At 68.4% G+C, this 22,183-nt stretch carries 21 protein-coding genes and 1 pseudogene; 12 read left to right on the top strand and 10 right to left on the bottom strand.

Going from position 1 to position 22,183, the window contains the following annotated elements; genetic code table 11:
• The first annotated feature begins 7 nt into the window (after positions 1-7).
• Both A4R44_RS22360 and A4R44_RS22365 read left to right on the top strand, forming a co-directional pair.
• A complete protein-coding gene (locus A4R44_RS22360) occupies positions 8-970 on the top strand; it encodes an alpha/beta hydrolase (protein ID WP_067583930.1) in 963 nt (320 codons plus the stop codon).
• 155 nt (positions 971-1,125) lie between these two features.
• A complete protein-coding gene (locus A4R44_RS22365; RefSeq protein ID WP_067583933.1) occupies positions 1,126-2,343 on the top strand; it encodes an esterase family protein in 1,218 nt (405 codons plus the stop codon).
• A gap of 3 nt (positions 2,344-2,346) precedes the next feature.
• On the opposite strand, the gene A4R44_RS22370 is transcribed toward A4R44_RS22365, so the two are convergent.
• Entirely contained in the window at positions 2,347-3,231 is an 885-nt protein-coding gene (locus A4R44_RS22370) for a hypothetical protein (protein WP_067583936.1), read from the bottom strand.
• Positions 3,232-3,350: 119 nt separating this feature from the next.
• On the bottom strand, positions 3,351-3,929 hold the full coding sequence (locus A4R44_RS22375; protein WP_067583939.1) for a TetR/AcrR family transcriptional regulator: 579 nt from the start codon (positions 3,927-3,929) through the stop codon (positions 3,351-3,353).
• Between the two features lie 90 nt (positions 3,930-4,019).
• Here A4R44_RS22375 and A4R44_RS22380 point away from each other — a divergent pair, with 90 nt between their 5' ends.
• Both A4R44_RS22380 and A4R44_RS22385 read left to right on the top strand, forming a co-directional pair.
• The gene (locus tag A4R44_RS22380; protein ID WP_067583942.1) at positions 4,020-4,466 is read left to right on the top strand and encodes a DUF1772 domain-containing protein; all 447 of its coding nucleotides are present in this window, start codon (positions 4,020-4,022) and stop codon (positions 4,464-4,466) included.
• Positions 4,467-4,630: 164 nt separating this feature from the next.
• Positions 4,631-5,161 carry a DUF4383 domain-containing protein gene (locus A4R44_RS22385; protein ID WP_067583945.1) on the top strand — a complete coding sequence of 177 codons (531 nt, stop codon included), beginning with the start codon at positions 4,631-4,633 and terminating at the stop codon, positions 5,159-5,161.
• 311 nt (positions 5,162-5,472) lie between these two features.
• On the opposite strand, the gene pcaB is transcribed toward A4R44_RS22385, so the two are convergent.
• A complete protein-coding gene (pcaB, locus tag A4R44_RS22390) occupies positions 5,473-6,828 on the bottom strand; it encodes a 3-carboxy-cis,cis-muconate cycloisomerase (protein WP_067584090.1) in 1,356 nt (451 codons plus the stop codon).
• A gap of 160 nt (positions 6,829-6,988) precedes the next feature.
• On the opposite strand from pcaB, the gene A4R44_RS22395 reads away from it, so the two are divergent.
• Positions 6,989-7,189 (top strand): hypothetical protein, encoded by a 201-nt coding sequence (locus A4R44_RS22395; protein WP_067583948.1) that lies wholly within the window; start codon positions 6,989-6,991, stop codon positions 7,187-7,189.
• A 450-nt stretch (positions 7,190-7,639) separates the two neighbouring features.
• Here A4R44_RS22395 and A4R44_RS22400 read toward each other — a convergent pair whose 3' ends face one another.
• Positions 7,640-8,179, bottom strand: coding sequence for a DinB family protein (locus A4R44_RS22400; RefSeq protein WP_067583951.1), 540 nt, complete (start codon positions 8,177-8,179; stop codon positions 7,640-7,642).
• Positions 8,180-8,510: 331 nt separating this feature from the next.
• On the opposite strand from A4R44_RS22400, the gene A4R44_RS22405 reads away from it, so the two are divergent.
• Positions 8,511-9,608, top strand: a complete 1,098-nt coding sequence (locus tag A4R44_RS22405; RefSeq protein ID WP_232791719.1) for a tryptophan dimethylallyltransferase family protein — start codon at positions 8,511-8,513, stop codon at positions 9,606-9,608.
• Positions 9,609-9,653: 45 nt separating this feature from the next.
• Positions 9,654-11,027 carry a tryptophanase gene (locus tag A4R44_RS22410; RefSeq protein ID WP_067583954.1) on the top strand — a complete coding sequence of 458 codons (1,374 nt, stop codon included), beginning with the start codon at positions 9,654-9,656 and terminating at the stop codon, positions 11,025-11,027.
• Between the two features lie 81 nt (positions 11,028-11,108).
• On the opposite strand, the gene A4R44_RS22415 is transcribed toward A4R44_RS22410, so the two are convergent.
• The 5 genes and pseudogenes from A4R44_RS22415 to A4R44_RS22435 form a co-directional block, all read right to left on the bottom strand.
• On the bottom strand, positions 11,109-11,696 hold the full coding sequence (locus A4R44_RS22415) for an ATP/GTP-binding protein (RefSeq protein ID WP_067583957.1): 588 nt from the start codon (positions 11,694-11,696) through the stop codon (positions 11,109-11,111).
• Positions 11,677-12,042: a DUF742 domain-containing protein gene (locus A4R44_RS22420; protein WP_067583960.1), complete on the bottom strand. Its 366-nt coding sequence runs from the start codon at positions 12,040-12,042 to the stop codon at positions 11,677-11,679. Before A4R44_RS22420 ends, A4R44_RS22415 begins: the two co-directional genes overlap by 20 nt.
• Entirely contained in the window at positions 12,039-12,464 is a 426-nt protein-coding gene (locus tag A4R44_RS22425) for a roadblock/LC7 domain-containing protein (RefSeq protein ID WP_009071597.1), read from the bottom strand. Before A4R44_RS22425 ends, A4R44_RS22420 begins: the two co-directional genes overlap by 4 nt.
• A 42-nt stretch (positions 12,465-12,506) precedes the next feature.
• A pseudogene (locus A4R44_RS22430) lies at positions 12,507-14,934 on the bottom strand (nitrate- and nitrite sensing domain-containing protein).
• Positions 14,935-15,322: 388 nt separating this feature from the next.
• Positions 15,323-17,707 (bottom strand): lanthionine synthetase C family protein, encoded by a 2,385-nt coding sequence (locus A4R44_RS22435; RefSeq protein WP_067583962.1) that lies wholly within the window; start codon positions 17,705-17,707, stop codon positions 15,323-15,325.
• Between the two features lie 318 nt (positions 17,708-18,025).
• Here A4R44_RS22435 and A4R44_RS22440 point away from each other — a divergent pair, with 318 nt between their 5' ends.
• The 4 genes from A4R44_RS22440 (at position 18,026) to A4R44_RS22455 (ending at position 20,096) form a co-directional block, all read left to right on the top strand.
• Positions 18,026-18,391: a hypothetical protein gene (locus tag A4R44_RS22440; RefSeq protein ID WP_067583964.1), complete on the top strand. Its 366-nt coding sequence runs from the start codon at positions 18,026-18,028 to the stop codon at positions 18,389-18,391.
• A 22-nt stretch (positions 18,392-18,413) separates the two neighbouring features.
• On the top strand, positions 18,414-18,776 hold the full coding sequence (locus A4R44_RS22445; RefSeq protein ID WP_067584095.1) for a hypothetical protein: 363 nt from the start codon (positions 18,414-18,416) through the stop codon (positions 18,774-18,776).
• A gap of 158 nt (positions 18,777-18,934) precedes the next feature.
• On the top strand, positions 18,935-19,648 hold the full coding sequence (locus A4R44_RS22450; RefSeq protein ID WP_067583967.1) for a trypsin-like serine protease: 714 nt from the start codon (positions 18,935-18,937) through the stop codon (positions 19,646-19,648).
• A gap of 82 nt (positions 19,649-19,730) precedes the next feature.
• The gene (locus A4R44_RS22455) at positions 19,731-20,096 is read left to right on the top strand and encodes a DUF427 domain-containing protein (protein ID WP_067583970.1); all 366 of its coding nucleotides are present in this window, start codon (positions 19,731-19,733) and stop codon (positions 20,094-20,096) included.
• Between the two features lie 118 nt (positions 20,097-20,214).
• Here the strand turns inward: A4R44_RS22455 and A4R44_RS22460 are convergent, their stop codons facing one another.
• The gene (locus A4R44_RS22460) at positions 20,215-21,261 is read right to left on the bottom strand and encodes a LysR family transcriptional regulator (protein ID WP_067583974.1); all 1,047 of its coding nucleotides are present in this window, start codon (positions 21,259-21,261) and stop codon (positions 20,215-20,217) included.
• A 267-nt stretch (positions 21,262-21,528) separates the two neighbouring features.
• Here A4R44_RS22460 and A4R44_RS49180 point away from each other — a divergent pair, with 267 nt between their 5' ends.
• Entirely contained in the window at positions 21,529-21,831 is a 303-nt protein-coding gene (locus tag A4R44_RS49180; RefSeq protein WP_198545393.1) for a hypothetical protein, read from the top strand.
• Positions 21,832-22,183: the final 352 nt, after the last annotated feature.

Consider the following 22,183-nt stretch of genomic DNA (forward strand, 5'->3'; position numbering starts at 1 on the left):
GGAACCCATGACCGCGAACCCGCAGAACCTCGTCCTCGAGCCGGCCGCCCAGGCGTTCGCCGAGGCCACCGACCAGCCGCCGTACCTTTTCCAGCTCCCGCCCGCCGAGGGCCGCAAGGCGGTCGACGGCGTCCAGGACGGCGACATCGAACTCGCCCCCGCCGACATCGAGACGCTGACCGTCCCGGGTGGACCGAACGGCGACGTCGAGGTCCGGATCGTGAAGCCGCAGGGCGTCACCGGGGAGCTGCCGGTGCTCGTCTACGTCCACGGGGCCGGTTGGGTCTTCGGCGATTTCCACACCCACGAGCGGCTCGTCCGCGAACTCGCCGCCGGAACCGGTGCGGCAGTCGTTTTCCCGGAATACAGCCGTTCCCCCGAGGTTCGCTACCCCGTCGCGATCGAAGAGAACTACGCGGCCGTGAAGTGGGTTGTCCAGAACGGTGCGGAGAAGGGGCTCGACGCCACCCGAATCGCGATCGCGGGCGACTCCGTCGGCGGAAACATGACCGCGGCGCTGACGCTGATGGCGAAAGAGCGCGGGGACGTGAAGTTCCTTCAGCAGGTGCTGTTCTACCCGGTCACCGACGCGTCCTTCGACACCGAGTCGTACGCCAAGTTCGCTGACGGCTACTTCCTTAGCCGGGAAGGCATGAAGTGGTTCTGGGACCAGTACACGACCGACGAAGCGCAGCGCGCCGAGATCACTGCTTCGCCGCTTCGCGCCACTGTGGAGCAGTTGGCCGGACTGCCGCCGGCGCTCGTGATCACTGGTGAAGCGGATGTCCTTCGCGACGAAGGTGAGGCGTACGCCGCGAAGCTGCGTCAGGCGGGCGTGCCGGTGACGGCGGTTCGGTACCAGGGCGTGATCCACGACTTCGTGATGGTGAACGCGCTTCGTGAAACGCACGCGGCGGAAGCGGCGATCACCCAAGCGATCACGGTGTTGCGCGGCGCATTCGGCAACTAACCGGGGACTAACGGGCAATCCTGAGGTTTCGCTGAGTTTGACGGGGCCATTCTGGCGTGATCGACGTCACGTGATCACAACGAGAATGGCCCCTCAAACGTGTTTAGAGCAGCGGGTCCCGCCTTCCGGGCGCGCGATCGGTCCTGGAGGTTCCCGTGCACCTGAGCGCAATCAGGTTGGATTCGCCCGTCATGCTCGCGGCGGTCGGCGTGCTCGCACTTCTCGCGGTCGTCTCGGTCCCGTGGTTTTGGGACAAATGGCGCAAGCGCAAGCAAATTGGCCGCAGTGCCACGGTGGTTGTCGCGCTGTGTCTGGTAATCGTCACCCTTGGCCTGACCGGCAATATGATCGGCGGATTCTTCCCGACGCTCGGCTCGCTGCTCGGGACCGGCGCGTTCGCCGCCGAGGGCATCGACGTCGAGGGCGGCGACAACGGCGTCGACCTCGGCCGGGCGCGCGACCTCGGCGTGGCGCACGCGCGGGTCGGCAAGGGGACCATCGCGCACGTGACGGTGACCGGGCGGCGCACCGGCCTGACCCGCGACGTGACGGTTTACCTTCCGCCGCAGTACTTCCAGCATCCGTACCGGTCGATGCGGTTCCCGGCGATCATCTGGATCCCGAACTACCCGTCCGGCCCGGAGGTCACCACCGCCCCGATCGGGTACCACCTGCCCGAACAGCTTGACGCGGCGATCTCGAAGCACCTCCTGCCGCCGGTGATCGTGCTGATCCCGGACCCGACCGGAACGCCGAAAATCGGCCACGACACCGAATGCGTCGACGAGGTCAACGGAAGCCCCAACGACACCTATTTGTCCGCGGACGTCCGCGAATGGGGAATCCAGCGCCTCGGCATCAATCCGGACCGCCGGGCCTGGACGATCGCGGGATGGTCGTCCGGCGGCTATTGCGCGCTGAACCTCGTGACGCGGCATCCGCAGTGGTACGCGCAGGCAGCGAGCGTGAGCGGCTACGAAAAGGCGCAAGTGGACGGTGAAACCGAGAACCTTTTCCGCGGCCGCAAGGACATCGAGGACGCGAACAACGTCAAGATCAACCTCCGGCAGCATCCGGCCCCGCTGGAACTCCTCGCGATCTCCGGGGAGAAGGAGGCGAACGAAAGCCGGGCGGTCGACCAGATGCGCGCCGCCGCGCAGCCGCCGGTGCAGTTCACGACGTGGCGGATTCCGGACGCGGGGCACAACATGAACACGTTCAAGGCGCAGTTGCCGGACGTGCTGACGTGGATCGGGCAGCGAATCCCCGGCCCGTCGGCTCCGGGGCAGCGGGCCGACGTGACCGGCGGGGTGAAGCCGTGGCCGTTGCCGAGCACGGGCGCGCGGGGCGCGCTGACCGCGGTGGAGCAGTGACGCTCAGCGGATCCCGGGAAGGTGCTTGACCACCTCGGTGACCTGAGCTTCGGCGTCGTCGTAGCTGACCGAGCGGGGATTCTCGGTGAGGACCGTGACGATGTACCGGTGGTCCTCGACCAGGCCCGAGGTGTGCAGGATGCGCCCGGGGTTGCAGCAGGACCAGCCTTGTTTGACCGCCCAGGAAACGTCGCCGAGAGCGTCCGGGATGCCGAAGTACTGGCGGAATCCGTCGGCACCGTTTTCGGTGGCGCCGCCGAGTGCGTTGAGAATCGTCGTGCGGTGCTGGGCCGGCGCCCGGTCCATCAGGTAGCGGTAGACGCGCGTGATGTCGGCGGCGGTGATTTCCGTGTCGCCCCAGCGCCCCGGGTTTTTGGGCGGCCTGGTTTCGGCGAGGCCCATTTCGGTCACCGCGGCTCGGACGATCCTCGTCTCGCCGCCCTGGACCCACAGCTTGCTGGCGGTGTCGTCGTCGCTGCGCGACAGCATTTCCCGCACGATTCCCGGATTGCTGCCGCGATCGAGCGCGTCGAGGGCGATGAGCAGCTTCACGAGGGACGCGGAGGTGTAGCGCCGATGCGGGTCGAGGGAGACCGGCGTCGTCCCTTTGGCGCGGTCGAAAACGACCACGCTGACGTGCCCTTGCGGGACGAGCGCGGGGAGTTCGGTGCTGAGTTCAGGCCCTTGCTGGGGCGCGGAGCTGCCGGTGCTCAGTTCCGGACTGGGGCCGGGCGGGCTCGACTCGGTTGCCGCGGAGAGGACGCCCGGCCCATCCGCCGGTCCGGCGGCGGTGACCACCTGCCGGTACGGCTCGGCCTCGGTGGCAAGAAACGCGATGACCGCACCGAGAACGAGGCCGAGCAAGAGGAACGTATTCGCCCTGCGCATGCCCCGACTTCCCCGATCGGGTGATCAGGGTTCGCCGAACAGGGCGGATTTGTGGGATGGGTCTCGGTACCGGCCAGTACGCGTGACGCTCGGGCGGGCTGCGGGCAAGCAGCGGTGGATCAGGCCACGACGAGGCGTTCCACCAGCAGGTCGATGCGGCGCTCGGCGAATTCCCTCGGCAGCCGTCCCGCTCGGGTCAGCGTCGCGATCCCGTGCAGGGACGCCCAGAACAACTCGGTGAACAGACCCGGTTCGACGCCGTCCCCGGCGACCTCGCCGAGGGTTTCCAGCAGGGCGGCGAAGGCGTCCTTCAGCGGTTCCGGGGTGTCGTCCCGCGCGAACGCGAGGCCGCCGTCGAGCTGGAAGATGGCGTCGTAGACCGCCGGGTGGTGTTCGGCGAAGTCGAGGTACGCGCGGGCGAGGGCGGTGACCCGGGTGCGCGGATCGGCCACGCCGAGGGTCGCGGTCCGCACCGCTGCCGCCAGCTCGGCGGCTCCTTCGAGAGCGACTGCGCCGATGATCTCGCGCTTGCCGCGGAAGTGGCTGTACAGAACGGGCTGGCTGTACTCGATGCGCTCGGCGAGCCTGCGGGTGGTGACCGCGTCCCAGCCCTGCTGCTCGGCGAGCTCGCGGGCCGTCGCGACGATGAGGCGCTCGCGTTCCGCCTGTTCGCGCTGTTTGCGTGTGTGTACCGACATGACCTGAGTCTAGCACCGCTAGACAATCGAGCGGCAGTAGTACTAGCATCGCCTCATCAGCTAGCAACGCTAGATTTTGGGAAGGTCATCATGCTCAGCGCACTCGCGGTCTGCACCATCGTGGTTGTCGGCGTGATGGTGGGGGTGGAATTCTGTGTCGCCTTCGTCATCAACCCGATCCTCAACGGGCTCCCGGACGACAGCAATCAGCAAGGCCGTGCGCACGGCGGCCGGATGCTCGGCGCGATCATGCCGTTCTGGTACATCGGCTCGCTGGTGCTGAGTGCGATCTGGGCGATCGCCGCGTGGGATCGGCCGGGCATCAGCCTTGTCGTGATCGGTGCCGGACTGCTGATGGTGAGCGTGGCGATGTCGATCCTGCTGCTCGTCCCGATCAACGACCGCGGCAAGACGTGGACCCCGGAGAACCGGCCCGCGGACTGGAAGGAGCAGATGAGCCGGTGGGACCGCTACCACTACGCGCGCGTCGCGGTGATCATCGCAGCCTTCGCTCTGCTGGTCACCGCGCTCGTCTGAGCCAGTGCCCCACTCGGCCATCGCGTGGCTCAGCAGCCCCAGCAGCCCCGATCTTGCCCGGCGGGCGGGTTCAGGACGGCCGGATTCGGGTTTCGGCCCGGTTTGGGCGGGGGATTCCTTCAGGGTTGACCCACCGTCATCTCGGTACGGGAAGGACTGGAGTCATGGTTCGTGCGCATCGAGCCCGCGTCCGGGTGGAGGGACTGCAGCCCGCCCAGATGCTGGCCGTTCTGCTCGGGGTCCTGTTTCTCGCCTACGGCATCATCGGGCTCGTGAAGTCCGGGTTCGGGGATTTCACCGGACACGGTGTCACTTTGTGGAGGTTTTCCGCCAATCCGCTGAACAACGTCGTCCACGTGGTGACCGGCGTGATCGGCCTGCTGCTGGCCCTGGGTTCCGGCCGCGCGCGGACGTTCGGCTGGCTGCTCTTCATCGGTTACGGCGCGCTGTTCGTCTGGGGCCTGATGCTGTCCGGGACGATCTCGGTCAATCCGGTGTCCGGCCTCGGCAACCCGCTCAACCTCGCCGACGCGGACAACTGGCTGCACCTGGGCATCGCGGTACTCGGCCTGCTGACCGCGGTTCTCCCGGCGCGGCACGGGGTTCTGCTTCCCGACGACGAGGAACCCGTCGAGGTCGACCCGGCCGCCCAGCCGCGTCGGCCCGAGACCGGTGGGCATGGCTTGGCCCACTAGGCCTGGTTGCCCAGTCGGGTCGATCTGAGACTGGTGGGCATGGCTTGGCTCACTAGATCTGGTTGCCCAGTCGGGTCGATCTGAGACTGGTGGGCATGGCTTGGCTNGTGGGCATGGCTTGGCTCACTAGATCTGGTTGCCCAGTCGGGTCGATCCGAGACTGGTGGGCATGGCTTGGCTCACTAGGCCTGGCTGCCCAGTCGCGTCGGCCGAGACCGGCGGGCTGGCCTGGCCTACTAGCCGGTCCACCGTGGAGTAACTGAGCAGCGGGATCGCTTGCCGGGATCGCCTTTCTCCGGCAGCGATCCCGCTCATTCCGCGGGATCTTCCAATGCCCGGTCCACCAACCGCCGCGCCGCCCCGACGTACTGCGCTGGGTCAAGGAGATCGGCGAGGGTCGCGGGGTCGACGACGCCGGTGACCTCCGGTGTGTCCGCCAGAATCTCCGACAGCGGACGGTCTTCCTCGATCGCGCGCTGGGAAGCGGTGCCCAGCAAGTCTTTGGCGCGAGCCTTGCCCACCCTGGGGGCCAGCGCGGCCGACAGTCGTTCCGACACGATCAACCCGTTGGTCAGCTCAAGGTTCTCCCGCATGCGGTTCGCGTGAATGTCCAGCCCTCGCACTAAATCCACGGTCGTATGCGTCGCTCCGCCGGTCAGCCGCAGACATTCGCGCAGCAGCTGCCATTCGGCCTGCCAGACCCCAGCCGAACGCTCGTCCTCCGCCAGGCCGGCCTGCGTAACTCCTGCCGCCAGCACTGGTACTTGCAGCGCCGCCGAGCGGACCAAGGCCGACTGCACCGGGTTCTGCTTGTGCGGCATCGCCGAGGACCCGCCGCCGGTCGCCTCGGTCGCTTCGCCGATCTCGGTGCGGGCGAGGACTTGAACGTCGACCGCGATCTTGCCCAACGCCGTCGTCACCCCAGCCAACGCGGAAACCAGTTCGGCCACCGGAGTGCGATCCGCGTGCCAGGGCAAAATCGGCGCGGTCAAACCGGTTTCCTCGGCGAAAGCGCCGACTAACCGTTCCGCGTAGTCGGCGGTGCCGTCGCCGTACTGGACATACGCGGCCAATGTTCCGGCCGCACCGCCGAGCGATACCGGCAGTCGCAGCTCAGCGATCCGGCGAGCGGATTCCTGGACGCCCTGCCGCCAGATCGCCGCTTTCAGGCCAAAAGTCGTCGGAACCGCGTGTGCGGTAAGGGTGCGCCCGGGCATGACCGTGTCGCGGTGGGCGCGCGCCAATTCGGCGAGCGCGTCCGCGATCGCCGTCAGGTCTGCGGTGATCAGCCGCAGAACGTCACGTGCGACGGCCATCATCGCCGTGTCGACGATGTCCTGACTGGTCGAGCCACGGTGCACGTAATCGGCGACGTCCGGCACCTTGGCGGACAGCGTGCCTACGAGGCTGACCACCGGGTTCCCGGTCGCGCGCGCTTCACGGGCCAGCTGGACGACGTCGAGTTCGCCCTCGCCCAGCACACGAGCGGCCGCGGTGATGCGCTGGGCTGCCTCGGACGGAACCGTGCCGAGCCGAGCCTGCGCCCGTGCGAGCGCGGCCTCCGCCTCCAGCATGGCGGCGGCAAAGGCCCGGTCACTGGTCGCCGCTTCAGCCGGGGTTCCGGCGCGCACCGGGGAGAGCAGGCCGGAGTCAGGATCGGCGATCATGTCGTTCAGCATCGCACGCTGGGCGCTTTGGGGAGGGACGGCCGCCGGCAGCTCGCCGCGTGGGTGGGGCGACGTAACCGGGGGCACGAGCTTCGCTGACCAGCTCCGATGCCGCTGTCGCCGACCACTGACGGTGCCCGCACGGCCGGGTGCTGACGGCGTGACCGAGCTGCAGCTGGCGGCGTGCGGACGGCTGGATGAGGGCGGCGCGGGCAGGACGAAGCTGACTGCGTGCGAGCGGTCGGGTGTCGGCGGCGTGATCTGGTTGGAGGTGGCGGTGTGCGCGGGGCTGGGTGTCGGCGGCGTGATCCAGCCGAAGGTGACTGCGTGCGAGCGGCCAGATGCAGACAGCTCGACCTAGCCGCAGCTGGTGGCGTGCGGAGGGCTGGGTGTTGGCGGCGCGACTCGGCCGAAGCGCGCGGTGCGCGGACGGCTGGATGACGACCGCGCGACCTAGCCGCAGCTGGCGGCGCACGAACAGCCGGATGCTGCCAGCACGACACAGCTGATGCTGCCAGCTCGCCAGCCCGACACAGCCGATGCCGCCAGCCCGCCAGCACGACACAGCCGAAGCTGCCAGCGAAAGCGCGGTCGGAACGGTCGCCGATCACCCGCGAGCAAGCCGCGACCTCACCGCATCGCCTCCACTCAGGACTCGGGTCAAGCCCCAGGTCGTGGTGCCGTCGCACTCCTCATCGGACGCAGCATCGGACGCGGCCACGACTCTCCACCGCATCACCTCCCGTTCGGGCCCGCAGCCGAAACACCAAGCAGCACCCCATCAACCTCCCCGTCCGAGACCTCACTCACCTCATCGCCCAGTGGCTCCGTCCGTCACCTCCCTCAGCAAATCCGCATGCCCGTTGTGCCGGGCGTACTCCGCGATCATCGACAGCAGCATCCACCGCAGCGAGAACGGCTCTCCCGTGGTCTTCCCGATCCCCTGCGCGTCCAGCGAAGCCGCTGCCGCCACGATTTCCCGGCTCCGGTCGCACTCCGCGCGCCACAAAGCCAGTGCCTCGCCGAAATCCCCGTCCAGGCGGTCGAAGTCCTGGTCCGGGTCGTCGTCCGAGTAGTGCAGCAGTGGGACGTCCTCGCCGGCGAACTGGATGCGGAACCACCATCGTTCGCAGCCCGCCAGGTGCCGGACCAGGCCGTGCAGCGACATTGTGGAGGGTGGCACCGCGCGCGCTGACACGGCTTCTTGGCTCAGGTCCGCGCACTTCAGCGCGAGGGTTTCGCGGTGCCACTCCAGATAGGCCAGCAGCGTCGAGCGTTCGTCGGCGACGCGGGGGATGGGCGGGCGCTCGCTCTCGGCCACCTTGGACAGATGCTTCGGGGTCGGTGTCATGAGACGAGCGTCTCACCCGCCACCGACAATTTTCGGCGCCGTCGCACTGCATCGGGTGCACGGGACACCGTCCGGGCGCAGCAGTGGGATAGGCCACATGGCGGGGGTGGGTAGCTGCAGGATCCGTTCCTGTCGATGCGGAATTCAGGTGAATTCCGGTGTTGATCAGCACACTCAGGCACGGTTTCCGGACGGTGTTGTCGCTCCGTCAGAGGTATCGTGATCGGCATTCCGGGGATTAATCTTCTCGGCGGCCCGTGAACGCCCGCTACGCCGAACGGCGGATGCTTCGCGGGGCCGAACGCACGAATGAAACGGTGAATACAGCGCCATGGTCGGAGCGAGTGTGCCGATGGTCGAGTTGTCGATGTACAGCCACGCCGGTGGTCAACTCGACCGGCTGTGCCGGGCAGTGGGATTCGATCCGGAAGAACGCCGTCACCTGGATCTTCTCCGGTTGTTGCTCGGCGAGTCCGGGGAAATGACCGTCGACGCTCCGGCGCAGTTCCCGTGCAATGTGGCGGACGACACTACGCCCGTTGAATTCTCGGTCGCATTCGACGCCAATGGCGAATGTGTGGTACGGGTTCTCGGCGAGACCGTCGGGGCTCCGGACCCGCGCGGGTTCCTCGCTCAGGTGGCTGGCGAGTACGGCCTGGTCACCGACCGGCTCGACGCGGTGGCCGACCTCTTCCTCCCGCACGAGGAGCGCCGCGGGCCCTTCACGCTGTGGTACTCGCTGATCTTCCGCAACGGCTCCGCGCCGAAGATCAAGGTGTACCTGAACCCGCAGATCAGCGGGCAGACCATGGCGGATTCGCTGGTCAGCGAGGGGTTCCGGCGGCTGAATCTCGGCGAGGCGTTCGACCCGGTGGTCGAGCACGCGCTGCGCCGCGGCGAGCGCGACAACTTCACCTTCTTCGCGCTCGACCTCGACGACGACCCGCTGTCCCGGGTCAAGGTGTACGTCTCGCACGACGCCGCCGAGACCGAGGACGCGGTGCGCGCGGCGGAGCTGGTGCCGGGCACGGATCCGATGCTGATCCGGGAGTTCCTCGCCGTGCTCGGCGGCGGGAAAGGTCCTTTCGAAGGTCGCCCGCTGGTTTCCAGTTATTCATTCGTCGAGGGTATGGGTGGCACTCCGGGAAACTACAGTCTTTACCTCCCTATTCGGAGTTACGTGCCGGACGACGAGGTAGCCCGCGCCCGCGTGCACGCCATTCTCGCGCAGTACGACTTCGACCCGACACAACTGGACAAAGCGCTGGCAGCGGTTTCGGAAAGGCCGCTGCGCGACGGCGTCGGACTGATCGCGCACGTGTCGCTGAGAATGGGTGAGTTCGGCTCCGGAATCACGGTCTACCTGTCGTCGGAGGCTTATGCGGTAGCGCCGCCGAGAAAGCGGCCGGTGCTCGGCCGGATGACCTGACGCGGTAGTTTTGGGCTGTCACCCACAACTGGAGGAAATACCCTGATGCGGACCTTCCCGCCGTACCGCTCCCAAGTCGTCGCCGAAATTCCGGTCACTACTCGTGCCGAGCGGGAACAAGCACTCGCCGCGGCGGGCTACAACGCCTTCAACCTGCCCGCGAACAAGGTCAGCATCGACCTGCTCACCGACTCCGGCACCGGCGCGGTCTCCACCGCGCAGGAGGCCGCCGCGGCCGCCGCGGACCGCTCCTACGCCGGGTCGGACTCGTTCTACCGCTTCCGCGACGCGCTGAGCGACCTCACCGGATACCCGCATCTCCTGCCGGTGCACCAGGGCCGCGCGGCGGAGCGCGTGCTGTTCTCCAGCGTGCTGGAGAGCGGCCGGATCTCGGTCAGCAACACGCATTTCGACACCACCCGCGCGAACGTCGAACTGCTCGGCGCCGAGGCGATCGACCTGCCCTGCGCGGAGTTCGGCGACCTCGACAGCCTCGAACCGTTCAAGGGCAACATCGACCTCAACGCGCTCGAACGCCTGCTCACCGGCCCGGACGGCGCCCGCGTCGGCCAGGTGCTGCTCACCATCACCAACAACGGCGGCGGCGGACAGCCGGTCTCGATGGCGAACCTGGTCGCGGCGGCGAAGCTCGCGCGAGCGCACGGCGTGCCGGTTTTCCTCGATGCCGCGCGGTTCGCGGAGAACGCGTGGCTGGTCATCCAGCGCGAGGCGGGCTACGCGGACAAGACGCCGCGCGAGGTCGCGCGAGAGGCGTTCGGCCTGGTCGACGGATGTGTCGCGAGCCTGAAGAAGGACGGCATCTCGCCGATGGGCGCGTTCATCGGCCTGACCGACCCGGAACTGGCGCAGCGCTGCGAAACCAACCTCATCGCCACCGAGGGCTTCCGTACCTACGGTGGGCTCGCGGCGCACGACCTCGACCGGGTCGCCAAGGGCCTTCAGGAAGTCGTCGACCCGCACTACCTCGCCGCGCGCGCGGGCGAGGCAGCTCGGCTCGCGAAGCAGGCCAACGACGCCGGGGTGGACATCGTGCAGCCGCCGGGCATCCACGCGCTCTACCTCAACGCGGGCCGCCTGCTGCCGCATCTGTCCGCCTCGCGGTTCCCGGGCCATTCGCTGGCCTGCGAGTTGTATCTGGCGGGCGGCATCCGTTGTGTGGAACTGGGTTCGCTCTATCTTGGCACGCTCGACGAGCAGAACGAGCTGATCACCCCGGCTCCGTTCGAACTGGTCCGGATGGCGCTGCCGCGGCGCGTGTACAGCCAGGGCCACTACGACTACGTGGCCGAAATCCTCGGCGACATCGCGAAAAACCCGGAGCAGGTGCCCGGCTACCGGATCGTGGAAGCGCCGAAGATCCTGCGGCACTTCAACCTCCGGATGGCCCCGGTCCATTAAGAACAGCAGAAAGCGAACGAGGGGGCTCCCCGCGCCGGGAACCCCCTCGCTGGTCTCACCGCCGCCGGTCGCGGCGCTGGGTCAGGCGGGTTGCGGAACCACCGTCATCGCGTGCTTCACCAGCCGGATCAGCGCGATCTTGCTCGAATCCCGCTGCCGCGCGTCGCACATCACGATCGGCACGCCGTCGGGCACCACGAGCGCCTCGCGGATCTCGTCGGGGGTGTAGCGCGGCGCGTTGTCGAAGCAGTTCACCGCGACGACGAACGGGATCTTCCGCCGCTCGAAGAAATCGACCGCCGCGAAGCTGGTCTCCAGCCTGCGCGTGTCGACCAGCACGACGGTGCCGATCGCGCCGCGCGCCAGGTCGTCCCACATGAACCAGAACCGTTCCTGGCCCGGGGTGCCGAACAGGTAGAGCACGTGCCGCGGCGAGATGGTGATCCGGCCGAAGTCGAGCGCGACCGTGGTGGTCTTCTTCTGCTCCACGCCGGAAAGGTCGTCGACGCCGGTGCTCGCCTCGGTCAGCACCTCCTCGGTGGACAGCGGCGGGATTTCGCTGACCGAGGCGACCATGGTGGTCTTCCCGGCGCCGAACCCGCCCGCGACGATGATCTTGACCGGGGTCGGCACCGACGCCGCGGCGTCTTCAGAGCTTGATGAGGCCATCGAGAACCGCCTGGAGAGTTTCGTGGTCCGGCATCTGGGCCGGCTGACGGGACGGGGCGCGGGTGATGACGAGGCCGCGGTCGATCAGGTCCCCGCACAGCACGCGCACGACGCCGAGCGGCAGCTTCACGTACACCGCGATCTCGGCCACCGACAAGGGTCTGCGGCACAGCTGCGTGATCGCCAGGTGCTCCGGGCCGAGCCCGACCGGGTCCGATCCCTGTTGCAGGGTCATCACCTGGGTGGAGAGGTCGAGCTGGTCTTCGGACGGTGTCCGTCCGCTGGTGATCGTGTAGGGCCGGACCAGCGGTCCGGCGGCCTCGTCGTACCAGCCGTCGTCAGTCACGTCGCCTCCCGCAGCAGGTTCGCGGCCTCGCGCGGTGCCGACGCCAGATAGTCGCCGACGCGCTTGACCAGCCGGTTCATTTCGTACGCGATCATTTCGACGTCGATGTCCGCGCCGGCGAGCACGGCGAGGCACGCGCCCTGCCCGGCGGCCGAGACAAAGAGGTACCCGCGTTCCATCTCGATCATGTTTTGCAGCACCGGACCGCGGTTGAACTGCCTGCTCACCCCTTTGGCGAGGCTCTGCAGGCTCGACGCGATGGCCGAGAGCTGGTCCGAGTCGTCCTTGCTCATCCCGGACGACTTGCCGAGCAGCAGGCCGTCGGCGGACAGCACGATGGCGTTCTGCGCGCCGACGACACGGTTGACGACGTCGTCGAGCAGCCAGTTGAGATCAGGGGTGGAATTCCCGTACTCGTTCATGCGGACAGACCCTGACTTTCGGTGTGGTGAGGTGTTCGGTCGTTATGAGTCATTTTGCCCGCCTCGCGCCCGGCGGGTGCCCTTGTGGAACGCCATCAGCGTCCGCGCGGTGGTCTCGCCCGCGTTGGTGACGTCCGCCTCGGCGGCGTCCGGGTCGTCGTGCAGCTGGGCGACGAGATTCTGCTGCGGCTGCCTGCGCGGGAGCCGGGGCCGGTCGTCGCCCTCCAGCTCGCTGAGGTCGGGCTCCGCGGCGCGCGGTGCCGCCGGGACGTCCGGGATCTGGCCCGCGGACGGGGGATACGGCTCCGCGGTGCGCGGGTCCGGCGTCGGAAGCGGGCGGGCGGGATACGGTCGCGGCGCCGGCTGCGGTGCCTCGGGGGCCGGTCGCTGTGCGGCGCTTTCCGGTGCGGGCGCGCCGACCTGGGCGAGCGCCGGGGCCTCGGCCAAGGGTTCGGGCGCGTTCGCGTTGGCGAGGTGGTTCGACGGGATCAGCACGGTCGCCCGGGTGCCGCCGTAGCGCGACGGGTCGAAGGTGACCGTGATGCCGAGCCGCGAAGCCAGCCGCGCGACCACGAACAGGCCGAGGCTGGAGTCCNAGGGTGCCGGTGATGCGGAGCCGCGAAGCCAGCCGCGCGACCACGAACAGGCCGAGGCTGGAGTCCGCGCGCAGTGCCATCGCGTCGAATTCGGGCGCGTCGGCCATCATCGCGTTAGCCCACTCGCGCACGCCTTCCTTCATGCCAAGCCCCTGGTCGGACACGTCGACCACGACGCCGCGCGCGACCATCCGGCTGGTCACCTCGACCTGCGAACCGGGCGGGGAGAACGACGTCGCGTTGTCGACCAGCTCGGCGACGAGGTGGATGGTGTCGGCGACCGCGGTGCCGACGATCGCGACGTCTGGCACCTGCTCGACCTGCACCCGCGAGTACTGCTCGGTTTCCGAGACGGCCGCGCGCAGCACCTCCATCAGCGAAACCGGTTTGCGCCAGCGCCGTCCGGGCTGCTTGCCGCCGAGGATGATCAGGTTCTCGGTGGTCCGGCGGGCGCGCGCGGCGAGGTGGTCGAGCTGGAACAGCGAGGCCAGCTGGGTCGAGTTCTCTTCGCGGCTTTCCATTTCGTCCAAGATCTGCAGCTGCCGGTGCACCAGCACCTGGTTGCGGTGGGCGATGCCGAGGAACACGTTGTGCACGCCGCTGCGCGCCTTCGCCTCGCTCGCCGCCGCGTTGACCGCGGTCAGCTGCGCGGTGTTGAACGCCTCGGCCACCTGGCCGATCTCGTCCCGGCCGTGGTCCAGCTTCGGCAGCTCGGCCTCGATGTCCACCGGATCGCCGCTCTTGAGCCTGCCGACGATGTTCGGCAGCCGGTTGCGCGCGAGGTCGAGCGAGTCGTTGCGCAGCCGCTCCAGGCGCGTCATCAGGGTCCGGTCGACGAGCGACCGCGACACCCGCACCGCGACGATGATCGCGGCCAGCGAGGCGAGCAGGGCCACGATGCTGCCGATGATCGCGTTGCGCAGCTGCGCGTTCCCGGAGTCGATCGCGGCGGTGGAAACCTGGTCGGCCTGTTCGATGGTGAGCTGGTTCAGACCTTGGGCGACCTGCGCGGTCAGCGCGTGCCAGTCGCCCGCCGAGACCGGGACGTTGTTCTGGTCGCCGCTGGTCCACGGGCCGTGCTTGATCAGTGAGTCCTCGGCCGCGTTGAGCCGTTTCCACGCGTCGCTCGTCGAGAGCTGCTGGTAGTGCTGGCGCACAGCCGGTTCGAGGAACGGCGAGATCTGCGCCAGCTGCGTGCGGTAGTAGCCGACCAGCTGGGAGAACTGGACGAAGTCGTCCGGCGCGAAGGTGCTGCCGGAGAACGCCGCCGACACCAGCGACGTCTCGCGCGACATCAGGTCGCCCGCCCGGAAGAGCGAGGTCGCCGAGATCGCGCCCTGCACCGCGGTCGCGTCGGGGACGATGCGCGCCTGCGTGTCGAACAGCGTCGCCGCGGAGTCGAGGACGCCGTTGTAGTAGGTGTTGACCTGTGCGCGGTTGATGCTGCGGAAGTTGACCTGCGAGCGCAGCACCGGCAGCTGGTCGAGCTGCGCCTTCAGTGCGGTGACCTTGCTGGCGATCTCGTCCGGCGCGCTGGAAATGGTGGCCGCGAAGGCTTCTTGCAGACCCTTCAGCTTGCCGTCGCTGTCCTGCTCCTGCTGCTGCAACTGCTGCGGGCCGGAGCTGGGGCTGTCGAGATACTGCAGGGCGAGCTGCCGTTCTTGCTGCAGCGACGACAACGCGGTGAGCGCGGGGATCGAAACGTCACGCACCGAGCCCGCGACGAGCCGCACGTACAAGCCGTTGATGAAGAAGGCCGTCGCCAGCACCGCCCACAGCACGAGCAGGGTGATGCTCGGGATCAGGACCGTCCGGGTCAGCCTCTTCCGGATCGACTTGTCGTACGCCTTGCCGGGATCGTCCTTGTTCTCCACGATGATTCACGAACTCCTGGGTCACCCTCGGCGAGAGTGCGGACACGGCCGGGGAAGCGGACACGCCAGTGGGTGCGAGTGGTCCTCGTCACGGAAATCTCGGATACACCCTTCGTAGGCCCACCGAACGGAACAGCCCCGGTTTCTATCACGAACGGGGGCCTCGTGGTGCCGCTGAACGAGCAGCCGAACGTCGTCGTGACGGCGGTTACCGACCGTAGCGGCGGGTTCCCCCGGCGTTTTCCGAGGCCCCGGCCCTGGCTGCGGATTTCGGACCAACGGGCTGGGCTGAATGAGTGATTCAAAAAGTGTCCGGACACTCAGTCAAGGTTCCGCGTGGTGGAACTGTCGGCGAATTGACTTGTCGACAGTTCCTGTCCACAGTGGACTAATGACCGACCCGCGGCGTCGGGCCGAGGAACGGGAGCAGTTCGATGCCGTCCTGAAGTGCGGCGAGGGTGCGCAGGACTCCGGCGCCGCCGGTGGCGACGTCAGCGGACAGTCGTAGCAGGCGAGTGCCGGGGAAGGCAAGGCCGCCGCGGAACGGGACCGCGTACCAGGAAAGCCGCGTCAGGTGCCGGTCGATCGCGTCCTGGGTGCGCCGGTCCGGCGTGCTGCTGAAGGCCAGGCCCGCGGCGAGCCCGCAGCGTCCGTTCAGCAGACCGGGATGGAGCGCGAATTCCCCGCGGCACGCGACGCGCAGTGCGGGCAGGCTGCGCGCGGCCTTCGCGTCGAAGCGGTACCGCGCCAGTTGTTCGGTCACGATCAGTATCCCGGCGCTGCCGATTCCCGCCCCGCGCCGCGAACCGCGGTTGCCGTCGCGGACCGGCAGCGAGCCGTCCAGCGCCGGGACGCATTCCTCCAGATCGCGTTCGAGCGCCTGGTCGGCGAACGACAGCCAGGCCGGTTCACCGGTGCGTTCGTAGAGCCGCAGGAACAGCAGGGCCGGGCCGGACCAGCCGTACAACAGCCCGGCCCGCGCGGTCGCTCCCGGCGGTTCCGCGGTGTCCAGTGCCTCGGCGAGCCGGATGCCGATGTTCAGCGCCTGCCTGCCGAATTCGTTGTCGCCGCGGGTCGCGGCGAAATGCAGCCGGGTCAGGCCGATGCCGGCCAGCCCGCTCGCGAGATCGTGGCCGACGGTGTGGTCCACCAGCGCGCGCGAGACGGCGAGGAGATCGGCCGCGGCCTTCCGGTGGCCGAATTCCTCCAGCACGTACGCGATTCCGTGGCTGCCGTCGTAGAAACCCGCGCGGCTGGGCTGTTCCCCGTCGATCGCGTCGAGCAGCCACTGCTCGTGCTCGGGGAACCGGCCGGCGCCCGCGACGTGCAGCGAGTGCAGCACGCCCGCCGCGCCGGTGCCGAAGGTCGCGCCGCCGACGTGGAACTGCTCGATGTCGCCGGGGAACAGCCGATCCTGGCGATCCGGGGTCGCGCACGCGAGCAGGGCTTCGGCGATCTGCTTGCGCACCAGGGTCCAATCGGGGCGGGGTTCGTCGAGTTCGGTGTGCGCGGGCTCGGTGTGCGGCGCGATGCGGTCGGCGTACCCGGCGGGCAGGGAGAACCGGCGTTCGGTGAGCTCAGCGGCCCAGCGGAGGCGTTCCGGCACCAGGCGGTAGAGCGGGGCCAGCGGCAGGAAGAGGCGCAGCCGCAGGGCGGTTTCGTCGCGGTCGAAGCCGGTCAACGACACCGTGCCGGAACTGTCGACCAGGATGTTGCGCGGGTTTTCGAGCACGACGCCGCGTTCGGCGGCTTCGGCGACGATCCGGTCGACCTGCGCCAGCACGGACAACGCCTGTTTGCGGTAGGCGGCGAGGTCGGTTTCGGGGCAGTCGCGGCGGGTGAGCGGGTAATGCCGGGTGAGCCAGGCGTCCAGCGGCAGGCCCTGCCGGTACTCCCGCACCAGGTAATGCCGCTGCCCGGCGAGGTAGGCGTGGGTTTTCGGGATGCCGGGGATTCCGGCGAGCCGCTCGAAGAGGTCGTGTTTGCGCTCCAGTCGCGCGGCCGCGTCGACGCCGTCGCCGTCCAGTCCGGTGTAGGGCCAGGCCTCCTCGACGAGCACCTGCTCGACGCCGCGTTCGGCCAGGTAGACGGCGGTGCCGTGGGCCTGGCGGAGTACTTCGGCGACCGGGTGCGGCGGCATCGGCGCGTCGGTGTACTCCGCGACGCAGTCGGGAATCCGAACCCAGTCCGGCACGGAGAACTCCGGGCCCCGCGGCGCGGGTTCGAGAGCGCTGCTCGGCCTGCGCAGCGCGGGCACCCGGGTGCCGCCGTGCTCGGTCCACAGTGGCATGAACCCGCCATAGTGCACGTGAATCGGGCATTCTCCGCAGCGAAGCGCACCGTCGATATCTGGTCCGGGCTCGCCGGCGAGGAGTTCGGAAAGATCGTCGAGGATCTGCTCTAGCGCGTTATTGTCGGGAGGATAAATAGTGGCCAGTGCACCGGTTCCGCCGGTCGTCGGATATTCGGCATTGCGATCGAGGAAAATCGACCGGGAACGCAGATGCCGGTGGTGCAGCCGGGCGATCCGGCAGTACTCGCGGATCCGGTCCAGTACTCGGTCGGCATTGCCGGGGGCGGCGGAAATCTCTACCGCCCAGCCTTGTTCGGGCAATACGGCACCGGCGGGGCGCAGGCGACGCCAGTGTCCGTGCTCCTCCACAGTCCACTGTGGACCGTAGGATGGGGCGGCCAGGTCGTCGGCGGATATTTCCCGTCGGCGGTCGAAGAACCACGGATCGGCGAGGCAGAATGCCTCGTGCCGGACGTTCATAAAAGTGGATCCTTCCGCGTGTGCGCTGCTCCGGTTCTCCGGCGACGGAAACTATTTCCGCACAGCTTAGCCGTCGCGCCAATCCGCCATTTCAGCGTTCGGCCGACCCGGGCGGGGCGCGGATAAATCCGGCACTGGCGAACCGAGAGTGAGTTACCGTCGCCCGGTCGAGCGGGATTTCCGCGGCATTCGAGAATTGACGGAATGCCAGCGACCCGTTCCGGTGAACGTGGTCCCGGCCACGCTGTCGGCCCCTCGCCCGTCCGGGCCGGCAAGCGAGGCGGGTACGTTGAGGCCGGCGGGCAGAAGGAGGAACGGGTGATCGTCGGGTTCGCGATAGCGGTCGCTGGATGCGCCGCGCTCGTCGCGCTGTGGAGTTTCGTCCAGGCGGCGCGCAAGAAGCTCCCGGACACCCCGCTGCTCGTCGCGCTCGCGGTGATCGAGGTGCTGCTGCTCGCCCAGCTCGTGATCGGGATCGTGCTGCTCGCCGGCGGGCACCACCCGGGCAGCCTCGCGACCTACCTCGCCTACCTGATCGGCTGCCTCGTCGTGCTGCCGGTCGGCGCGGCGTGGGCGCTTGCCGAGCAGAGCCGGTCGAGCACAGTCGTGCTCGGCATCGCCTGCCTGGCTGTTCCGGTGATGGTGCTGCGACTGAACGAGGTGTGGAGTGGAGCAAGCGCGTAGGACGGCCACCGGCCCCGGCCGGATCCTGGTCGCGGTGTACGCCATCTTCGCGCTCGCCGCGACATCGCGGGCGGGCGTCCAGATCAGCACGAAATTCCACGAGGCGCCGCTGGCGTACGTGCTGTCGGCCTTCGCCGCGCTCGTCTACATCCTGGCCACGATCGCGCTCGCCCGCGGCGGCCGGACGTGGTGGCGCATCGCGCTCGCCGCGTGCACGGTCGAACTGCTGGGCGTGCTGACCGTCGGCACGCTGAGCGTTTTCGACCGGCAGGCGTTCCCGGACGCCACGGTCTGGTCGGTGTACGGACAGGGGTACCTGTTCATCCCGCTGGTGCTTCCGGTAATCGGCCTGTACTGGCTGCGCCGGACCAGGGCCGTCGGCTGAGGAACAGTACGCGGAACTGTCCGTAGCGGCGGCAGCAGCAGAAGAACAGGTGGTCCCCGGCTACTTTCGCCGGTTCTGGTTCCTGGGCGACGCCCTGATGATCGGGGTTCCCCGTCCCCACCGGAACCGCGGCGACGAAGCCGCAGAAACGAGAGACCATGCGTTTGCGCACCTGTTTGCTCGTGCTCGCTACCGCGCTTGGCCTAGCCGGATTCGCCGGACAGGCCGCTGCCTCCAGCGGACCGGCCTCGACCCCGGCGATCATCGGCGGCGGTTACGCCTCCAACGCCCCGTGGGCTGCGCGGCTGTTCGTGAACGGGCAGCAGAACTGCACGGCCACGATCATCGCGCCGCAGTACATCCTCACCGCGAAGCACTGCGTCGCCTCCAGCGGGAGCTACACCTTCCGCATCGGCAGCCTCGACCAGAGCAGCGGCGGCACGATGGCCACCGGTGCCGCGATCACGCGCTACCCGGGTGCCGCTGACCTGGCCATCGTCCGGCTGTCCAGCTCGGTGAACGCGACGTACTCGCCGCTCGGCACGACGAACGACGTCCGCGCCGGGCAGACTGTGCAGGTGTATGGCTGGGGCGCGACGAGCCGGTGCGGTTCGGAGATCAACTGCCAGTCGCGGTACCTGAAGGTGGCCAACGTGCGCGTGACGACGCCGTCGTGCAGCGACTACGAAGGCGGCGTCGCGGTGTGCGCGACCTACGGCGACGGCATCACCGCGGGCGGCGACTCCGGCGGCCCGATGTTCGCGTCCGGACGCCAGGTGGGCGTCGCGTCGACCAGCGACCGGCAGAGCAGCACGGCGTACACCAACATCACGCGGTACCGCAGCTGGATCTCGCAGGTCGCGGGCGTCTGAGTCTTCCGGCGTCTGATTTTGTCGGTGGTCCGGCCTAGTGTTGGGAGTGCGCACCGCTTCCGTTGCGCGGAGGAGGAGAACCATGCCCGACAAGCTGATCCCGGGGCCGGACCACCCGATCACCGTTGCACCCAACCCGGCGCGGGTGGTGGTCAAGGCAGGCGAGAAGACCATCGCCGACACCACCCGCGCGCAGGTGCTGCGCGAGGCCAGCTACCCGCCGGTGCAGTACATCCCGCTGGAGGATGTCGACCTGGCGATGCTGTCGCCCACCGAGCACCGCACGCACTGCCCGTACAAGGGCGACGCTTCCTACTACAGCCTCGCCGCGGTGCCGGACGGCGAGAACGCGGTGTGGGTGTACGAGGCCCCCTACGACGCGGTGGCTCCGATCAAGGGGCACGTCGCGTTCTATCCGGACCGGGTGGAGATCGAGGAGGTCGGCTGAGGGGTGCTTGGCTGTTGCGGTTTCGGTGCCGATCCAGTGCGCCGCTGATCCGGGTCCGGCGTCTCGCGGTGTGGTGCTGACCAGCGCTTCGACACGGCTCCGCGGGCGAGAGCACGGCTCAGCGGCCGACTTCGAGCCAGGACGCCTCTCCCGCTTGTCGCAGTGCGTTCCACAGCAGGTTGAGGGGATGGCTGTCCGGGTACGAGGACCGTTCGCCGCGCCGGGCGAACACGCCGACGAGCAGTTCGAGTTTCGGCTCGATGTCGTCGACGAGGCCGATGGTGCGCAATCCGGAGGCGGCGTGCAGGCGGTTTTCGCCCGCGGCCTCGCCGAGCCCTTGGGTGACGAGCATGCAGCCGCGGACCAGACCTGAACGGAGCAGTTCGAATCCGTATTGCGCGGAGTCGATCTCGGCGACGATGTCGAGCCGGTTGCGGTAGTCGGAGCCGAACCAGCCGCGCATAAAGTCGTTGATCACGCCGCCGCTGGGCACGACGAGCGGAAGCGTCGGCAATTGGCTGGTGGCGACGGACTCCCCGGGCTTCGGAGTGTCCATATTGGTCACGATGCCGAGTCCGCTGCGCCGCCATTCGAGCACGTCGACGGAGTCGAGCGCGCTGGTCGTGACGACGCTGCCGCACACCAGGTCCACGTCCTTGGCCAGCAGCCGGTCGATCAGGTCTTTGGTGCGCACGTGCACCACGTTCAGCTCGATGTCGCGGCCGCGGAACTGCTCGGCCACGAGATCGCCCGCGTGGGCTAGGCTGCCGAGGGTGTAGCGAGTCGCGCCGACGGTGAGCGTTCCGCCGAGTTCGCGCCGGCATTCGTGAATGGTGTCCAGCAATTCGGTGAGAGTGCGGCGCGCTTGCTGTGCGACGGCGCGTCCGGTGTCAGTAAAAAGAACGTCACGACCGCGGCCCTGGCGGTGCAGCAATGGTTCTCCGCACAATTCCGAGAAATTGCGGTTGAGGGTGTCGAGTTGTTTTTGCACGCTGGACTGGTCGCGGCCGAGCGTGCGGGCCGCGGCGAGGGCGGTTCCGGTTTCCGCGACCGTGATCAGCGTGCGCAACTGGTCGAACGTCGTGTCGAGCAGGGCAGGTGACGAGCGCAGGAGCCTGCTGAGCACGTTGAACGACGGCGACCGGAACGGGCTGGGTGCGGACATCTGGCAGGACTCGCCTTCTCATTCTCTTCGCGGACGTCGGAGAGCCTAACCCGGCGTTCCTGATCTCGTGGCCAGTTAAAAAAATCTGAAGATTTTATCGGCGAACCAGTAGACGGCGCAAGCAGTCGGCGGAAAACTTGGTGACGCTTGATTCGATTGCTGAGCCAAGGAGTCCGACAGAAGTGAGTTCGTACGGTTCCGCCGGCGCGCGACGCTCGCGCACCCTGGCCATCGGCGGGCTGGGGTTGCTCAGCGGGCTGCCGTGGGGTGCTGGTGCGGGGCGAGGGCCCGATTCGCCCCGCCAGGCAGAAGTACCTGCGGGCCGAAGGCTGGGACTTGGCCTTGAGCGGCCTGCTCCCGGCCGGCGACCTGACCGGAATCGCCCTGTCGTCGTTCACCAACCGCGCGGCGATCTGGCTGGTCCTCGGCCTGGTGACCTTGGTGTCAGCCGCGACGGTGCTCATACCTTGGGCCCGGATGGTGCTGACGGCGTTCGCGGTCATCGGCCTTGCCCTGCGTGACCTGATCGACCTGAACCCGGCTTCGCCTTCGACGCGAGTGCGGTGCTGAGCCTGCTGGCGGTGCTCGTGGTGCAGCGGCTACCCGGGGCGTTCGGGCGCGGAAGGCTGCGGCGTTCGCGGCCTGAGGTTTTGAGGGGGCGCAGTGTTTGCGAGCGGCACGTCTGAGGGGTCGTGCCGCTTGGGAAGCCGAACGGTCGAAGCGGTGCCGGAGGCAGTGTTGCGAGGGTTCGTCTGCGCGAACGTCGTTGGAGGGGCGGCGTTTCGGAGACGGTGCGTGACTGATCGCTCCAGCAGATCCGTGTGAGGGGACGGATGCTGGTGAGCGCCCACGTCCTGGAGGGGATGGCCGCTTGAGCCGGGTCCGGTGCGGATCCTGGCCGAGGGCCAACGCCCCTGCGAGG

This window comes from Amycolatopsis sp. M39, from assembly GCF_001651785.1.
In the GTDB taxonomy this organism is placed as follows: domain Bacteria; phylum Actinomycetota; class Actinomycetes; order Mycobacteriales; family Pseudonocardiaceae; genus Amycolatopsis; species Amycolatopsis rubida.

What these genes read in the sequence shown, in the direction of transcription:
- A4R44_RS22360 (WP_067583930.1), top strand. Translation starts at nt 8, where the DNA reads ATGACCGCGAACCCGCAGAACCTCGTCCTCGAGCCGGCCGCCCAGGCG.
- A4R44_RS22370 (WP_067583936.1), bottom strand. Translation starts at nt 3,231, where the DNA reads ATGCGCAGGGCGAATACGTTCCTCTTGCTCGGCCTCGTTCTCGGTGCG.
- A4R44_RS22375 (WP_067583939.1), bottom strand. Translation starts at nt 3,929, where the DNA reads ATGTCGGTACACACACGCAAACAGCGCGAACAGGCGGAACGCGAGCGC.
- A4R44_RS22380 (WP_067583942.1), top strand. Translation starts at nt 4,020, where the DNA reads ATGCTCAGCGCACTCGCGGTCTGCACCATCGTGGTTGTCGGCGTGATG.
- A4R44_RS22385 (WP_067583945.1), top strand. Translation starts at nt 4,631, where the DNA reads ATGGTTCGTGCGCATCGAGCCCGCGTCCGGGTGGAGGGACTGCAGCCC.
- pcaB (WP_067584090.1), bottom strand. Translation starts at nt 6,828, where the DNA reads ATGATCGCCGATCCTGACTCCGGCCTGCTCTCCCCGGTGCGCGCCGGA.
- A4R44_RS22400 (WP_067583951.1), bottom strand. Translation starts at nt 8,179, where the DNA reads ATGACACCGACCCCGAAGCATCTGTCCAAGGTGGCCGAGAGCGAGCGC.
- A4R44_RS22405 (WP_232791719.1), top strand. Translation starts at nt 8,511, where the DNA reads ATGGTCGGAGCGAGTGTGCCGATGGTCGAGTTGTCGATGTACAGCCAC.
- A4R44_RS22410 (WP_067583954.1), top strand. Translation starts at nt 9,654, where the DNA reads ATGCGGACCTTCCCGCCGTACCGCTCCCAAGTCGTCGCCGAAATTCCG.
- A4R44_RS22415 (WP_067583957.1), bottom strand. Translation starts at nt 11,696, where the DNA reads ATGGCCTCATCAAGCTCTGAAGACGCCGCGGCGTCGGTGCCGACCCCG.
- A4R44_RS22425 (WP_009071597.1), bottom strand. Translation starts at nt 12,464, where the DNA reads ATGAACGAGTACGGGAATTCCACCCCTGATCTCAACTGGCTGCTCGAC.
- A4R44_RS22435 (WP_067583962.1), bottom strand. Translation starts at nt 17,707, where the DNA reads ATGAACGTCCGGCACGAGGCATTCTGCCTCGCCGATCCGTGGTTCTTC.
- A4R44_RS22450 (WP_067583967.1), top strand. Translation starts at nt 18,935, where the DNA reads ATGCGTTTGCGCACCTGTTTGCTCGTGCTCGCTACCGCGCTTGGCCTA.
- A4R44_RS22455 (WP_067583970.1), top strand. Translation starts at nt 19,731, where the DNA reads ATGCCCGACAAGCTGATCCCGGGGCCGGACCACCCGATCACCGTTGCA.
- A4R44_RS22460 (WP_067583974.1), bottom strand. Translation starts at nt 21,261, where the DNA reads ATGTCCGCACCCAGCCCGTTCCGGTCGCCGTCGTTCAACGTGCTCAGC.